Source organism: Pseudomonas sp. L-22-4S-12 (assembly GCF_009799935.1).
GTDB lineage: Bacteria > Pseudomonadota > Gammaproteobacteria > Pseudomonadales > Pseudomonadaceae > Aquipseudomonas.
The window spans coordinates 536,606-552,022 of record NZ_WELL01000001.1; the positions used below are offsets into that span (position 1 = coordinate 536,606).

Sequence of the window (15,417 nt, forward strand, 5' to 3'; positions counted from 1 at the left end):
GCCTTACAGGGCGAAGGGCAGGGTCAGGCTGACCTGCTGGCGCTGCGCCAGGCGGCGCTGGAATTCGCCCGGGTCCTTGACCAGCACGTCGCGACCCTGGAAGCGCCGCGCGGCGATCAGCCGCGACAGCCAGAAGCGCAGGCAGGCGATGCGCAGCATGGCCGGCCACAACTCGGCCTCGGCGCGGTTGAACGGGCGCAGGGCGGCGTAGGCGCCGAGCAGGGCGCGGGCGCGCGGCAGGTCGATACTGTCGTCGGCCTGCGAGCACCAGTCGTTCACGGTGATCGCCAGGTCGTAGAGCATCGGCCCCGAGCAGGCGTTGTAGAAGTCGATCACCCCGGCCAGCTGGTTGCCGTCGAACAGCGCGTTGTCGCGGAACAGGTCGGCGTGCAGGTTGGCGCGCGGCAGGGCGAGGATGCGTTCCTTCAGTTCGGCCACCTCGTGCAGGCTGTCGCGCAGCAGCGGCAGCTGTTCGTCGTGCAGCTCCAGGGCCAGCATCGGGCCTTCCTCGAGCATCCAGTCGAGGCCGCGGTCGCTGCGCCGTTCGAGGATGTCGCCCTGGGTGGCCAGGTGCAGGCGCGCCAGCCAGCTGCCGATCTCGGCGCAGTGGTGGGCGTTGGGCTGGCCGACATGCTTGCCGGCCAGGCGTGGCTGCAGCAGGGCGGGTTTTTCCGCCAGCTCGCGCAGGGTTTCGCCGTTCTGCGTGGGGATCGCGTAGGGCACCGGCAGGCCGGCCTGGTGCAGGCGCTCGAGCAGGGTGATGAAGAACGGCAGGTCGGCGCGCGGGCCACGCTCGATCAGGGTCAGCACGTATTCACCGCCGTCCAGGCTGACGAAGAAGTTGCTGTTCTCGGTGCCGGCGCTGATGCCCTGGAAGTCCTTCAGCCGCCCCAGCCCGTAGGGCTCGAGGAAGGCTTGCAGTTCGTGGCGTTCCAGCGGGGTGAAGACCGACATGGCATTAGCCTCCGAGGTGCGGGGTGGCGGGCCGTGGCCCGCCGCCGGCAGTTACCACTTAAAGATTTCCCAGGCCGGGATCAGCATGTCCGGCTGGTCGGAGCGGATGAAGTTGCCCTCGCTGCCGTCGGCGCGCACCAGGAAGTAGGGCTTGCCGACTTTCGGGGTGACCTTGATGGCGTAGAGGAAGCCGTTCTGCCGGTACTCGGTGATGGTCTTGTCGCCATCCTGGCGGATGGTCACGTCCGGGTCGGCGCCCGGTGCATCCTCGGCGGCGATGGCATACAGCGGGCTGATGGCCAGCAGGCCGGTGAGCAACAGGCGGTTGAGTACGCGCATGGTAACCTTGTCCCTTTCTCTGGTTGGTGGGTTCATTCTAGCGCCCGCCCCTGGCAAAAGGTTGATCCTGCGCATGTCTAACACCCCTCTGGTTCTGGTCGACGGTTCCTCCTACCTGTACCGCGCCTTCCACGCCCTGCCGCCGCTGGCCACCTCCAAGGGCCTGCAGACCGGCGCGGTGAAGGGCGTGCTGAACATGCTCAAGAGCCTGCGCAAGCAGTACCCGGACAGCCCCTTCGCGGTGGTCTTCGACGCCAAGGGCGGGACCTTCCGCGACGCCATGTTCGAGCACTACAAGGCCAACCGTCCGCCGATGCCGGAAGAGCTGCGCGGCCAGGTCGAGCCGCTGCATGCCAGCGTGCGCGCCCTCGGCTACCCGCTGCTGTGCGTCGAGGGCGTCGAGGCCGACGACGTGATCGGCACCCTGGCCCGCCAGTGCGCGGCCGAGGGCCGCGACGTGGTGATCTCCACCGGCGACAAGGACATGGCCCAGCTGGTTTGCCCGCACGTGACCCTGGTCAACACCATGACCGGCAGCGTCTACGACATCGAGGGGGTCAGGGCCAAGTTCGGCGTCGGCCCGGAGTTGATCATCGACTACCTGGCGCTGATGGGCGACAAGGTCGACAACATCCCCGGCGTGCCGGGGGTCGGCGAGAAGACCGCGCTGGGCCTGCTGGTCGGCGTCGGCGGCGGCCTCGACGTGCTCTACGCCAACCTCGACAAGGTCCCGGAGCTGCCGATCCGCGGCGCCAAGACCCTGCCGGCCAAGCTGATCGAGCACAAGGACATGGCCTACCTGTCCTACCAGCTGGCGACCATCAAGATCGACCTCGAACTGAACATCGCCATCGACGACCTGCACCCGGGCGAGCCGGATCGCGAGGCGCTGGTGGCGCTGTACAGCGAACTGGAGTTCCGCGGCTGGCTGGACGAACTGCAGCGCGGCCAGGCGCAGGGCAAGCCGCCGGCCAGGGCAGCCGCCAAGCCGGTCGCGGCCAGCGGCGGGCTGTTCGACGAGCCGGCACCGGCCGCCGCAGAAGGCGAGCCGACAGAAACGCCGGCCGGCAGCGAGGCGCGCTATGAAACGGTGCTGGAGCAGGCCCGCTTCGATGCCTGGCTGGACAAGCTGCAGGCCGCCGAACTGATCGCCTTCGATACCGAGACCACCAGCCTCGACCCGCAGCAGGCCCAGGTGGTCGGCGTGTCCTTCGCCGTCAGCGCCCATGAAGCGGCCTATGTGCCGCTGGCCCACTCCTACATGGGCGTGCCGGCGCAGCTGGATCGCGACGCGGTGCTGCGCGCACTCAAGCCGCTGCTCGAAGACCCGGCCAAGGCCAAGGTCGGCCAGCACGCCAAATACGACATCAACGTGCTGGCCAATGCCTCGACGCCGATCATGGTGCAGGGCGTGGCTTTCGACACCATGCTCGAATCCTATGTGCTGGATTCCACCGCCACCCGTCACGACATGGACAGCCTGGCGCTGAAGTACCTCGATCACAGCACCATCCGTTTCGAGGACATCGCCGGCAAGGGCGCCAAGCAGCTGACCTTCGACCAGATCGCCCTGGAACAGGCCGGCCCCTATGCCGCCGAAGACGCCGACGTGACCCTGCGCCTGCACCAGACGCTGTGGGCCAAACTGCAGCAGACCCCGGCGCTGGCCAAGGTGCTGCAGGAGATCGAGATGCCGCTGGTGCCGGTGCTGGCGCGCATCGAACGCCAGGGCGCGCTGGTCGACGCCAAGCTGCTCGGCCAGCACAGCGTCGAGCTGGGCGAGCGCCTGGTCGAGCTGGAGCGCCAGGCCTTCGCCATCGCCGGCGAGGAGTTCAACCTGGGCTCGCCCAAGCAGCTCGGCGCGATCCTCTACGAGAAACTCGGCCTGCCGATCATCAGCAAGACCGCCACCGGCCAGGCCTCCACCGCCGAAGCGGTGCTGGCCGAACTGGCCGAGCAGGACTACGAGCTGCCCAAGGTGCTGATGCAGTACCGCAGCCTGAGCAAGCTGAAAAGCACCTACACCGACCGCCTGCCGGAGCAGATCAACCCGCGCACCGGGCGCATCCACACCAGCTACCACCAGGCGGTCACCGCCACCGGGCGCCTGTCATCCAGCGACCCGAACCTGCAGAACATCCCGATCCGCACCGCCGAGGGCCGGCGCATCCGCCAGGCCTTCGTCGCCCCCAAGGGCTACAAGCTGGTGGCGGCGGACTACTCGCAGATCGAGCTGCGCATCATGGCCCACCTGGCCCAGGACGAGGGGTTGCTGGACGCCTTCCGCCACGGCCGCGACGTGCACAAGGCGACCGCCGCCGAGGTGTTCGGCGTGGCCCTGGAGGAGGTGACCAGCGACCAGCGGCGCAGCGCCAAGGCGATCAACTTCGGCCTGATCTACGGCATGAGCGCCTTCGGCCTGGCCAAGCAGATCGGCTGCGACCGCAAGCAGGCGCAGGCCTATATCGACGTGTATTTCCATCGTTACCCCGGGGTGCTGGCCTACATGGAGCGCACCCGCGAGCAGGCGGCGCAGCAGGGTTATGTCGAGACCCTGTTCGGCCGCCGCCTGTACCTGCCGGACATCCAGGCGAAGAACCCGTCGCTGCGCAAGGGCGCCGAGCGCACCGCGATCAACGCGCCGATGCAGGGCACCGCGGCGGACATCATGAAGCGCGCGATGATTGCCGTGGACGCCTGGCTGCCGCAGTCCGGCCTGGATGCCAAGGTGATCCTGCAGGTCCACGACGAACTGGTGCTGGAGGTGCGCGAGGATCAGGTCGAGGCGCTCAAGGCCGGCCTGTTGCCGTTGATGAGCGGCGCCGCGGCGCTGGACGTGCCGCTGCTGGTCGAGGCCGGGGTGGGCGACAACTGGGACGAGGCGCACTGATTACCTGGCCAGGGGCTGCGGCATGGGGGCGCAGTCGTGCGGCTGATTAGCTCTTTTCGGTCTTTTAAATCACTGCTTATCGCAATGCGATTTAAAAAATGGCTGAACTATCCGCTGCCGGCACCGGTCAGAGTTTACGAATGGCATGTAGCCCTTCGATGCTCCTAATGTGTGTTCTAGTGTTGGCAGATCTCTGAACCCCGCCCTAGCGGTTCAGAATTGAACCCCGGTCTTCTCCTCCCCATACGAAGTCCGGGGTTTTTTTTGTCTCCACCCTCCCTGGCGGAGACCCTCCGGGCCGTCGCAAGCGACGTCAAAAATTGCTCCCGGCAATTTTTTGCTCACGATTTGCTGCGCGGAGACGCGCGAGCCAGGCCTTACTCAGCGTCCTGCTGGTCTTCCTCTTCTTCCTCGAGCAGCCCCATCCAGCTGGCCAGCACGGCCTGCGCCTCCTCGACGCCCTGGCGTTTGGGGGCCGAGAACAGCTGGATGCTGGCGTCCGTACCCCAGCCCTTGTGGATATCCTGACGCACCTTGAGCAGGGCGTTCTTGGCGGCGCCGAAGGTCAGCTTGTCGGCCTTGGTCAGCAGGATATGCAGGCGCATGCCACTGGCCTGGGACCAGTCGAGCATCATGCGGTCGAATTCGGTCAGCGGATGGCGGATATCCATCATCAGGATCAATCCGGCCAGGCTCTCGCGGCTGCTCAGGTAGGCTTCCAGGTGGCGCTGCCAGTGCTGTTTGAGCGGAATTGGCACCTTGGCATAGCCGTAGCCGGGCAGGTCGACCAGGCGGCGCTCTTCGTCCAGGGTGAAGAAGTTGAGCAGCTGGGTGCGCCCCGGGGTTTTCGAGGTGCGCGCCAGGTTGGCATGGGTCAGGGTGTTCAGCGCACTCGACTTGCCGGCGTTGGAGCGCCCGGCGAAGGCCACTTCGAAGCCCTCGTCCGGCGGGCACTGGTCGACCTTGGCCGCACTGATCATGAAGGCAGCCTGTTGGCACAGACCGATGATGGGATTCTTGGGTTGCATGGGGATTTTCCGGTTGAGCCGGGCGCCAGCGTGGGGCGCGGCATGGTGTCGCTTCCGTTTCAGCGACGCCAGTATATAATGCCGCAGATTTTGTGTGCGCTTTGTCCCGTCCGTTGTCCCGGGAACGACATAATTAGCTGCGCGATAGAACGCAGAGCGTTCCTAACCCTGATGAGGTTGGCCCATGAAAAAAGTATTGATCGTTGCCGCCGCACTTTGCGCTCTGTCCGTTAACGTGCAGGCCGCGCAGGACCCCGAGGCGGTGTATGCCAAGGCCTGCATGGCTTGTCACAATGGCCAATTGCCGATGGCGCCCAAGCGTGGCGACAAGGCTGCCTGGGAGCCACGCGTGGCCAAGGGCATGGACGCGCTGGTACAGAGCGTGACCAATGGTTTGAATGCCATGCCACCGCGTGGCTTGTGCATGGATTGCACTGCAGAGGATTACCAGGCCGTCATTAAGTTGATGAGCGAGTAGTCCCGCAGAAATTTCTTTTACCTCTAGCCGTTATTGGATTAGCTGATGAACAAAGTACTCGTGAGTCTGCTGTTGAGCCTGGGCATTTCCTCTGCTGCGTATGCTGCAGGCGATGCCGCGATCGTCGGCGACGCCGAAGCCGGTAAGGCGAAGACTGCTGTGTGTGGCGCCTGCCACGCTGCGGACGGCAACAGCGCCGCCCCGAACTTCCCGAAACTGGCCGGCCAGGGCGAGCGCTACCTGCTCAAGCAGCTGAATGACATCAAGGGCGGCAAGCGTCAGGTGCTGGAAATGACCGGCCTGCTGACCAACCTCAGCGACCAGGATATGGCCGACATCGCCGCCTACTTCGCCAGCCAGAGCATGAGCGTCGGCGCTGCCGATCCGGCCCTGGTGGCGCGTGGCGAGGAACTGTTCCGCGGCGGCAAGCTGGATCAGGGCATGCCGGCCTGCACCGGTTGCCACTCGCCGAACGGCGCGGGCAACGACCTGGCGGGCTTCCCGCAACTGGGTGGCCAGCACGCCGCCTATGTGGCCAAGCAGCTCACCGACTTCCGCGAAGGCAACCGCACCAATGACGGCGACACGCTGATCATGCGCGCCATTGCCGCCAAGCTGAGCAACAAGGACATCGCCGCGGTATCCAGCTATATCCAGGGCCTGCACTAAGAACCTGCCTACGATCTGCTGCGCGTCGGCCATACGGCGCTAAAAACAGCCTCGGAAAGCCGCTTGCGGCTAACGCGCTTCAGCGCGACCCGAAGGGCGAGTGAAACGAGTCATGCTCATTTACAGCTCGTAAACTCCGCTTCCTCGGCTGTTTTTTCCTTGTCTGGCTCTAGCTCGCGAGATCGTAAACAGGTTCTAACGCCCTGCGCGAGCGTCTGAAAAAGGGTGGCCAAGGCCACCCTTTTTTGTGGGCGGCGCCGCTACAATGCAGGAACCCGCACCCGGGCCGCCGGTCGAACCCAGGCCCGCCCCGAGCGGCATCCATTTGCCAAGGAGTCATGCATGCGTAACCTGATTTTCAGTGCCGCCCTCGCCAGCCTCAGCCTGTTTGGCATCGCTGCCCAGGCCGAGTCGATCGAAGCCGTGCCGTTCACCGCCGGCAAGCAGTATGTCGAGCTGGCGACGCCGGTACCGGTATCGCAGCCGGACAAGATCGAGGTGGTCGAGCTGTTCTGGTATGGCTGCCCGCATTGCTACCAGCTCGAACCGACCCTCAATGCCTGGGCCGAGAAGCTGCCGGCCGACGTCAACTTCGTGCGCATCCCGGCCCTGTTCGGGCGTACCTGGGATATCCACGGCCAGCTGTTCATCACCCTCGACCTGATGAAGGTCGAGCAGAAGGTGCACAAGGCGGTGTTCGACGCCATCCACAAGGAAGGCAAGAAACTGGCCGATCCGGAAGAGATGGCCGAGTTCCTCGCTGACCAGGGCGTCGATGCCGAGGCCTTCCTCAGCACCTACAACTCCTTCGCCGTCAAAGGCCAGATGACCAAGGCCCGCCAGCTGGCCAAGGCCTACCAGATCAGCGGCGTGCCGGTGCTGATCGTGGGCGGCAAGTACCGCTTCGACGTGCGCAGCGCCGGCGGCGAAGAGCAGCTGCTGCAGGTGGCCGACTTCCTCATCGACAAAGAGCGCGCCGCTCGCTGAGTATCCCGCCATGCTGCGCCGCTGGAGTTCCGGGCGTCCGATTGGCTTGCACCCGCCGCAGGTCAACGGCCGCTGCGCGGATTCCACCGGCCTGCCCTGTGACGGCCTGCTGCGCCTGCTCAGCTTCAATATCCAGGTCGGCATCAGCACCGAGCGCTATCGCCACTACCTGACCCGCGGCTGGCAGCACCTGCTGCCGCACCGCGGACGCGCCGGCAACCTGCAGAAGATCGGCGCGCTGCTCGGCGACTACGACCTGGTGGCCCTGCAGGAGGCCGATGGCGGCAGCCTGCGTTCCGGCTTCGTCAACCAGGTGCAGCACCTGGCCGAGCTCGGTGCCTTCCCCTACTGGTACCAGCAACTCAACCGCAACCTCGGGCGTTTCGCCCAGCACAGCAACGGCGTACTCAGCCGCTTGCGCCCGTGCCGACTGGAAGACCATCCGCTGCCCGGCCCGCCTGGGCGCGGGGCGATCCTGCTGGCGTTTGGCGAAGGTGCCGACGCCCTGGTGGTGGTGGTCATGCACCTGGCGCTGGGCGCGGGCACCCGCACCCGCCAACTGGCCTACATCCGCGAGCTGATCGGCGGCTATCGCCACCAGGTGCTGATGGGCGACATGAACACCCATGCCCTCGACCTGCTGCAGCATTCGCCGCTGCGCGACCTCGGCCTGCTCGCGCCGCAGGTCGAGGCGACCTTTCCCAGCTGGCGGCCGCAACGCTGCCTCGACCATATCCTGCTCAGCCCGGGCCTGGCCCTGGAGCGGGTGGCGGTGCTCAGCCAGCCGATTTCCGACCATCTGCCGGTCGCCGTCGATATCCGCCTGCCCGCCGCGCTCAGCGGCACGCTGGCCCCTCAGCCGAAACCGCTCGCCACTGGATCGCCGCCATGACCGATGATGCTCAGCGCTGGAAAGCCAAGTACCTCGAGAACCTGGAGCAGCAGGAAAGGCTGGAGCAGCGCTGGGAGGCCCGCCTCGACCTGCTGCGCCGCGGCCTGGTGCGCAGCTCCCTGGCCGCCGAGGGTGCGGACAAGGCGGTCGACCAGTGCATGCGCGAGCTGCGCGAGATCATCCGCGGCGAGCAGATGGATGCCGGCCTAGCCGCGCTGATCCCGCGTCTGGAAAAGGCCGTGCTCGACTCCGAGCAGCGCCGCCAGCAACGCAGCGAGCAGAATGTCGCCGGCATCACCGGCCTGACCGAGCAGCTGCTGGCCCTGGAGCTGCCGCGCGAGGTGCGCAAGGCGCTCAAGCAGTTCGCCAAGCGCATCGACGAGCGGGCCAGCCAGTCCCGCGAGCTGCCGGCCCTGCTGGCCGAGCTGAGCAGCCTGCAGCACAAGGTGCTGGAAGTGCTGGGCAGCGACCAGGTGGCCCGCCCCGGCCTGCTGCAGCGCCTGTTCGGCGGCCGCGACGAGGCCGCCACCCCCGAGGCTCAGGCCTCGAGCACTGCACCGGCGCCCGCAGAAGCCGCCGAGCCGGCGGCGGCCGAGCAGGCGCAGGCCGCCGCACCGAGTTCGCCGCCCGTCCCGCCGGCCCCTGTGCCGGTGGCCGAGGCCGCGGCGCCAGCGGAGCCGCAGACCGTTCCCGGTGCAATGCCGGCGCCGCTCAAGCCGGTCGCCACCCTCGACAGCCTGCCGCTGGATGCGCGCTTCTTCACCGGCAGCGACGACCCGGCCTATGCCTTGCCGGAATCGGCCGAGCCCGGTTACAGCGCGGTGGCGGTGCATGTGGCGCACAGCCTGCTGGGCCTGCTCGACGAGCTGGAGCTGCCGGCGCGCCACCAGCCGCAGGGCGAGGCCCTGCGCGAGCGCCTGCAGGGTGGCCTGAACTGGTACGAGCTGGTGCCGCTGCTGGACGATCTGGCGGTGCTGGTGCTGGCGGTGACCGACAGCGGCCAGCGCGAGTTTGCCGGCTACCTGAAGCAGCTCAACGAACGTCTGGCGGCCTTCCTCGGCACCCTCAGCGAGGCCCATGAGGGCTACAGCGAATCGATCGAGAGCGCGCGCAGCTTCAACCGCGAGCTGCGCGAGCAGGTCGGCGGGCTGCAGGCCAGCGTGCAGGGGGCGGCCGACTTGGACGACCTCAAGCACGTCCTGGAGACGCGCCTCGACGGCCTGCTGACCACCGTCGCCGAGCACCAGCGCCAGCGCGAGGGTCGCGAGGCCGATGTGGCCGAGCGCCTGCAGGCCCTGGTACAGCGGGTCGCGGAGATGGAGCAGGAGGCCCAGGTGTTCCGCGATCACCTCGAGGAACAGCGGCAGAAGGCCCTGATCGACCCGCTCACCGGCCTGCCCAATCGCGCCGGCTGGAGCGAACGCCTGGAGCTGGAGGTGGCGCGCTGGCAGCGCTATGGCGGCGAGTTGCTGCTGGCGGTGCTGGATGTCGACCACTTCAAGCGGATCAACGATGGCTACGGCCACCTGGCTGGCGACAAGGTGTTGAAGATCATCGCCAGCGAGCTGGGCAAGCGCCTGCGCAAGACCGACTTCATCGCCCGCTTCGGCGGCGAGGAGTTTGTCCTGCTGGTTCCCACCACCCCGCTGGCGGGCGGCCAGCAGCTGATGGAAACCCTGCGCACGGCCATCGAGGCCTGTCCCTTCCACTTCCGCGGCGAGCGGGTGACCATCACCCTGTCGGGCGGCATCACCGCCTTTGCCGCCGGCGAATCGGCCGAACAGGTGTTCGACCGCGCCGACCAGGCGCTGTACCGGGCCAAGGGCGCAGGGCGCAACCGCATCCTGGTGGCCTAGGAAGCTGTGCGATGCCTGCTGCGTGCCCGCCTGCCGCAGGCGTCGCCTGGCTGGCCGCGAATGCCGCGCCCGCCACAGCCGTCCGGGCCGTGGCCGGCTAAACTAGGCATTTGCGCAAGAGAGTGGAACATGGACATTTTCGGCATCGCCGTCCTGGTGTTTCTGGTCACCGACCCGTTCGGCAACATCGCCATTTTCCTCGCCGCCCTGAAGAATGTCGCTCCCGAGCGGCGCATGCGCGTGGCGCTGCGCGAGCTGTTGTTCGCCCTGGCCCTGCTGATGCTGTTCCTCACCTTCGGCGACAAGATCCTCAGCGGCCTCGGCCTGTCGCGCGAGGCCACGGCGATTGCCGGCGGCATCATCTTGTTCGTCATCGCCATGCGCCTGATCTTCCCGCGGCCCGAGGGCGTGCTCGGCGACCTGCCGGACGGCGAGCCGATGCTGGTGCCGCTGGCTACCCCGGCGGTGGCCGGGCCCTCGGCGCTGGCGGTGCTGATGACCCTGCGCAATACCTACGAAGGCGCCTTGTGGGAGCTGTACCTGGCGGTCGGCCTGGCCTGGCTGGGCACTGCGCTGATCCTCCTGCAGGCCTCCTGGCTGCAGCGCTTCCTCGGCGTGCGCGGTCTGACGGCGGTGGAGCGCCTGAGCGGCATGCTGCTGATCATGCTCAGCGTCGACATGCTCCTGGACAACCTGCAAAGCGTGTTACATATCGCCCCCTGAGCCGTGCCGCAGCGGCCGGGCGGCGGGTTAAACTGCGGGCCCGACCGCCAGCCGTGCCGACCCCGATGCGCCTCGTCTTCCTCGCCCTCACCGCCCTGCTCCTGGCCGCCTGCAGCAGTGGCCCGTCGATCAACGACAGTTTCAGCGCCCGCAGCCAGAGCAGCCGGGTGCAGTACATCGTGCTGCACTACACCTCGACCGACCTGGCCCATTCCCTGGCCCTGCTGACCGAGGGCGAGGTGAGCAGCCATTACCTGATCGACGCCAACCCGCCGACCATCTACCGCCTGGTCGACGAGGACCGCCGCGCCTGGCATGCCGGCGACAGTGCCTGGCAGGGGCGCACCTGGCTGAACGCCAGCACCCTGGGCATCGAGCTGGTCAACCAGGGCTATGCCGAGGGACCCAATGGGCGGGCCTGGCAGCCTTACAGCGAGGCGCAGATCGATGCGCTGATCGCGCTGCTCAAGGACCTGGTGCAGCGTCACCAGTTGCCGCCCGACAGCATCATCGGCCACAGCGACATCGCCCCGCAGCGCAAGGTCGACCCGGGCCCGCTGTTTCCCTGGCGGCGCCTGGCCGAGGCCGGGCTGATCCGCTGGCCGGATGCCGCCGCCGTGGCCCGCGAGCAGGCGCGCTTCGCCACGGCCCTGCCGGATGCGGCCTGGTTCCAGGTGCAGCTGCAGCAGCTGGGCTTCGTCACGCCGCAGAGCGGCGTGCTGGACGAGGCCACGCGCAACGTGCTGGCGGCCTTGCAGATGAAGTACCGCCCGGCCCGTTACGACGGCGAGCCAGACGCGGAAACCGCCGCCATCCTGCAGGTGCTCAACCAGCCTGGCGGCTGAGGGCCCTGCCGGGTTCGACTCAGGGGCGGAAGTTGCGCGCGTCGCGCGCCCAGACATCCAGTGCCGGCTTGAGGTCGTCGAGGCGCAGCTGGGTGCTCTTGTTTTCCAGGTCCAGGCCGTGGCCCTTGCGCACCACCCGGGCCACCGGCTTGCTGGTGCGGGCGTCCAGCACTTCGATCTCGACATAGATCTCGGTGGTGCGGTCGCGGGTGCCGGCGGCGGTGCTGGCGGCGGCGGCGACCAGGGCGATGGGGATGACCTCGTAGACTTTCAGGCCTTCGGCGGAGACGTCCACCGCGGTGATCGCGCTGCGCATCACCAGGCTGTCGTGGTTGGCCTGTTCGACCACCACCAGGCGCCCCTGCATTTCCCGCTTCAGGGCCTGCTGCAGGTAGCTGGCGATTTCGTTCAGGGCGCCCTGGCCGACCTGCTCGCTCGGTGTCGGCGCCGGGTAGAACTGCGGCTCTTCCACCAGGATCGAGCTGTAGTTTGCCAGCTTGAAGTCCGGCGAGACCCAGCGCATCACCGGCGCGCCGCTGGCCGAGGTGGTCGCCTGCAGCTGCGAATAGTCGCCGAGGAAGCCCGAGTATTGCTCGGGCTGGGTGGTCTGGCTGGCGCAGCCGGCCAGCAGCAGGCCGCTGCCGAGGCCGAGAGCGAGCATCAAGTGTTTCATCCCTGTACTCCTGAGGTTGAGAAGTCATTCGACGCGAGTGGCTGCCGGTACAGTGGCATATTCGGCGTGCGCTTTTCATGGGTTTTTTCGCCGTGCCGGCCCGCGCCGGCCGGGTGTCGGGGCCGCTGGATGGCCGCCGCTGGCCGGTCCCGCTATCATCCGCGCCATCGACTGGGGGTGACCGATGCTCAATGGCCTGTGGCTGGGATTCTTCGTGGTGGCGACGCTCGCCGCGCTGGTGCGCTGGATCGGCGGCGACGTGGCGGTGTGGGCGGCCATGGTCGAGAGCCTGTTCGCCATGGCCAAGGTCTCGGTCGAGCTGATGGTGGTGCTGTTCGGCACCCTGACCCTGTGGCTGGGCTTCCTGCGCATCGCCGAGAAGGCCGGCCTGGTCGACCTGCTCGGGCGCGCCCTCGGCCCGCTGTTCGCCCGGCTGATGCCCGAAGTGCCGCGCGGCCATCCGGCGCTCGGCTTCATCACCCTCAACTTCGCCGCCAACGGCCTGGGCCTGGACAACGCCGCCACGCCGATCGGCCTCAAGGCGATGAAGGCCCTGCAGGAGCTCAACCCCAGCGCTACGGTGGCGAGCAACGCGCAGATCCTGTTTCTGGTGCTCAACGCCTCGTCGCTGACCCTGCTGCCGGTGTCGATCTTCATGTACCGGGTGCAGCAGGGGGCCGACGACCCGACCCTGGTATTCCTGCCGATCCTGCTGGCCACCAGCGCCTCGACCCTGGCCGGCCTGCTGGCGGTGGCGCTGATGCAGCGCCTGCGCCTTTGGGACCCGGTGGTGCTGGCCTATCTGGTGCCAGGGGCCTTGTTATTGGGCGGCTTCATGGCCCTGCTCGGCGGGCTGTCCGCCACGGCCCTGGCGGCGCTGTCGTCGCTGCTCGGCAACCTGGTGCTGTTCGGCCTGATCCTGCTGTTCCTGCTGGTCGGCTGGCTGCGCCGGGTGCCGGTCTACGAAACCTTCGTCGAGGGGGCGAAGGAAGGCTTCGACGTGGCCAAGAGCCTGCTGCCTTACCTGGTCGCCATGCTCTGCGCGATCGGCGTGCTGCGGGCCTCCGGTGCCCTGGATTTCGGCCTGGACGGCATCCGCAGCCTGATCGAATGGGCCGGCTGGGACACCCGCTTCGTCGATGCCCTGCCCACCGCCCTGGTCAAGCCGTTCTCCGGCAGCGCGGCGCGCGCCATGCTGATCGAGACCATGCAGACCCATGGCGTCGACAGTTTCCCGGCCCTGGTGGCTGCGACCATCCAGGGCAGCACCGAGACCACCTTCTATGTGCTGGCCGTGTACTTCGGCGCGGTCGGCATCCAGCGCGCCCGCCACGCGGTGGGCTGCGCCCTGGTCGCCGACCTGGCCGGGGTGCTGGCGGCCATCGGCGTGTGCTACTGGTTCTTCGGCTAAAGCCGCGAAGCTCCCAACGCCTCCCGGGACTGCTGCGTTTTTGTAGGGTGCGCTGTGCGCACCGGCCGGCACCGGGCGGGCTCATGGTGCGCACGGCACACCCTACTCGTGAGCAGGCTACTTCAGTCCCAGGCGGCTGGCCAGGCGGTGCAGGTTGGCGCGGTCCAGGCCCAGCTCGCGCGCGGTGGCGGCCCAGTTGCCCTGCTGGCGCTGCAGGGCGGCCTGGATCAGCTGGCGCTGGTAGGCGTCGACGGCCTGGCGCAGGTCGACGGCGCTGCTGCCGGGCGGCGGATTCGGGCTGCTGGCCGGCGCCGCGGCGGTTGGCAGCAGATCGAGGTCGGCCACCTCCAGGCTGAGGATGCGCGGGCGCTGCGCCTGGCGGGCCAGGGCCTTGAGCGCGGCGCGGCCGATCAGGTGTTCCAGTTCGCGCACGTTGCCCGGCCAGGCGTGGGCCAGCAGCGCGGCCTGGGCCTCGGCGCTCAGGCGCAGGCCGCGCAGGTTGAGGCGCGCGCGGTTCTGTTCGAGGAAGCAGCCGGCCAGCAGCAACACGTCGCGGCCGCGCTCGCGCAGCGGCGGCACCAGCAGCGGGTAGACGCTCAGGCGGTGGTAGAGGTCGGCGCGAAAGCGCCCGGCGCGCACCTCCTCGGCCAGGTCGCGGTTGCTCGCGGCGAGGATGCGCACATCCACCCGGTGCTCGCGATCGGAACCGAGGCGCTGCAGCTGGCCGCTCTGCAGCACCCGCAGCAGCTTGGCCTGCACCGCCAGCGGCAGCTCGCCGACTTCATCGAGGAACAGGGTGCCGCCGTCGGCCAGCTCGAACTTGCCGCTGCGTTCGCTGAGCGCGCCGGAGAAGGCGCCGCGCACATGGCCGAACAGCTCGCTTTCCACCAGGGCTTCCGGCAGCGCCGCGCAGTTGAGGCTGATCAGTGGCTGGGCGGCGCGCAGCGAGCGGGCGTGCAGGGTCTGCGCCACCAGCTCCTTGCCGACCCCGGTGGCGCCGCCGATCAGCACGGTCAGGTCGCTGCCGGCCACCGTGTCGATGTCCCGCAACAGGCGCTTGAACGCGGCGCTCTGGCCGATCAGCTCGGCATGCGCGACCTGCCCGGCCACCGCGCGGTAGCGTTCGGCCAGCTGGTGTTCGGCGGCGGCCTGGCGGCTCAGGTTGAGCAACCGGCCGCTGGCGCGCACGCTGGCGGCGGCCAGGCGGGCGAAGGTTTCCAGGTTGTCCAGGTCGCTCTGGGCGAAGCGTGCCGGGTCGAGGCTGTCGAGGGTCAGCAGGCCCCAGGGCTGCTCGTCGATGAACAGCGGGCAGCCCAGGCAGTCGTGTACTTCCAGTTGCCCGGCGTGGCGCTCGACCAGGCCGTCGTAGGGGTCGGGCAGGCCGCTGTCGGCGGCGAAGCGGGTCGGCCCCGGATGGGCCAGCAGGGCCTGGAAGCGCGGATGCTCGCTGACCAGGAAGCGCCGGCCGAGGGTGTCGGTGCTGAGGCCGTCGACCGCCAGCGGGATCAGCTGCTCGCCCTCCAGGCGTAGCAGCGCGCTGGCGTCGCAGGGGATCAGCGTGCGCAGGGCGCTGAGCAGGCGGCGGTAGCGTTCGCCCTCGCTCAGCTCGCGGCTGAGGTCGTCCACCAGCGGCAGCAGGGCCTGCAGTAATGGCGTAGTCATGATGACTCCA

14 protein-coding genes are annotated in these 15,417 nt (G+C 68.2%); 9 read left to right on the forward strand and 5 right to left on the reverse strand.

Features of this window, described 5'->3' with window-relative positions:
- Positions 1-3: 3 nt before the first annotated feature.
- Both F3I16_RS02500 and F3I16_RS02505 read right to left on the reverse strand, forming a co-directional pair.
- Positions 4-954: a homoserine kinase gene (locus F3I16_RS02500; protein WP_160492181.1), complete on the reverse strand. Its 951-nt coding sequence runs from the start codon at positions 952-954 to the stop codon at positions 4-6.
- A gap of 51 nt (positions 955-1,005) precedes the next feature.
- Complete coding sequence (locus tag F3I16_RS02505; RefSeq protein WP_160077275.1) at positions 1,006-1,293, reverse strand: DUF2782 domain-containing protein; 288 nt, start codon at positions 1,291-1,293, stop codon at positions 1,006-1,008.
- A gap of 73 nt (positions 1,294-1,366) precedes the next feature.
- Here F3I16_RS02505 and polA point away from each other — a divergent pair, with 73 nt between their 5' ends.
- Positions 1,367-4,183, forward strand: coding sequence for a DNA polymerase I (gene polA, locus F3I16_RS02510; protein WP_160492182.1), 2,817 nt, complete (start codon positions 1,367-1,369; stop codon positions 4,181-4,183).
- Between the two features lie 377 nt (positions 4,184-4,560).
- On the opposite strand, the gene yihA is transcribed toward polA, so the two are convergent.
- Positions 4,561-5,211, reverse strand: coding sequence for a ribosome biogenesis GTP-binding protein YihA/YsxC (gene yihA, locus F3I16_RS02515; protein ID WP_160492183.1), 651 nt, complete (start codon positions 5,209-5,211; stop codon positions 4,561-4,563).
- A 184-nt stretch (positions 5,212-5,395) separates the two neighbouring features.
- On the opposite strand from yihA, the gene F3I16_RS02520 reads away from it, so the two are divergent.
- From F3I16_RS02520 to F3I16_RS02550, 7 genes are all read left to right on the forward strand, one after another.
- Positions 5,396-5,689 (forward strand): cytochrome c5 family protein, encoded by a 294-nt coding sequence (locus tag F3I16_RS02520; protein WP_160492184.1) that lies wholly within the window; start codon positions 5,396-5,398, stop codon positions 5,687-5,689.
- A 45-nt stretch (positions 5,690-5,734) separates the two neighbouring features.
- Complete coding sequence (locus F3I16_RS02525) at positions 5,735-6,358, forward strand: cytochrome c (RefSeq protein ID WP_160492185.1); 624 nt, start codon at positions 5,735-5,737, stop codon at positions 6,356-6,358.
- A gap of 342 nt (positions 6,359-6,700) precedes the next feature.
- Positions 6,701-7,345: a thiol:disulfide interchange protein DsbA/DsbL gene (locus F3I16_RS02530; protein ID WP_160492186.1), complete on the forward strand. Its 645-nt coding sequence runs from the start codon at positions 6,701-6,703 to the stop codon at positions 7,343-7,345.
- Positions 7,346-7,355: 10 nt separating this feature from the next.
- Positions 7,356-8,237: an endonuclease/exonuclease/phosphatase family protein gene (locus F3I16_RS02535; protein WP_160492187.1), complete on the forward strand. Its 882-nt coding sequence runs from the start codon at positions 7,356-7,358 to the stop codon at positions 8,235-8,237.
- Entirely contained in the window at positions 8,234-10,093 is a 1,860-nt protein-coding gene (locus F3I16_RS02540) for a GGDEF domain-containing protein (RefSeq protein WP_160492188.1), read from the forward strand. Before F3I16_RS02535 ends, F3I16_RS02540 begins: the two co-directional genes overlap by 4 nt.
- 129 nt (positions 10,094-10,222) lie before the next feature.
- Positions 10,223-10,816, forward strand: a complete 594-nt coding sequence (locus tag F3I16_RS02545; protein ID WP_160492189.1) for a MarC family protein — start codon at positions 10,223-10,225, stop codon at positions 10,814-10,816.
- A gap of 65 nt (positions 10,817-10,881) precedes the next feature.
- Positions 10,882-11,661, forward strand: coding sequence for an N-acetylmuramoyl-L-alanine amidase (locus F3I16_RS02550; RefSeq protein ID WP_160492190.1), 780 nt, complete (start codon positions 10,882-10,884; stop codon positions 11,659-11,661).
- A gap of 19 nt (positions 11,662-11,680) precedes the next feature.
- Here F3I16_RS02550 and F3I16_RS02555 read toward each other — a convergent pair whose 3' ends face one another.
- Entirely contained in the window at positions 11,681-12,334 is a 654-nt protein-coding gene (locus tag F3I16_RS02555; protein ID WP_160492191.1) for a DUF3313 domain-containing protein, read from the reverse strand.
- A gap of 184 nt (positions 12,335-12,518) precedes the next feature.
- Here F3I16_RS02555 and F3I16_RS02560 point away from each other — a divergent pair, with 184 nt between their 5' ends.
- A complete protein-coding gene (locus F3I16_RS02560; protein ID WP_160492192.1) occupies positions 12,519-13,745 on the forward strand; it encodes a nucleoside recognition domain-containing protein in 1,227 nt (408 codons plus the stop codon).
- A gap of 117 nt (positions 13,746-13,862) precedes the next feature.
- On the opposite strand, the gene norR is transcribed toward F3I16_RS02560, so the two are convergent.
- Positions 13,863-15,410: a nitric oxide reductase transcriptional regulator NorR gene (gene norR, locus F3I16_RS02565; protein ID WP_160492894.1), complete on the reverse strand. Its 1,548-nt coding sequence runs from the start codon at positions 15,408-15,410 to the stop codon at positions 13,863-13,865.
- Between the last annotated feature and the right edge of the window lie 7 nt (positions 15,411-15,417).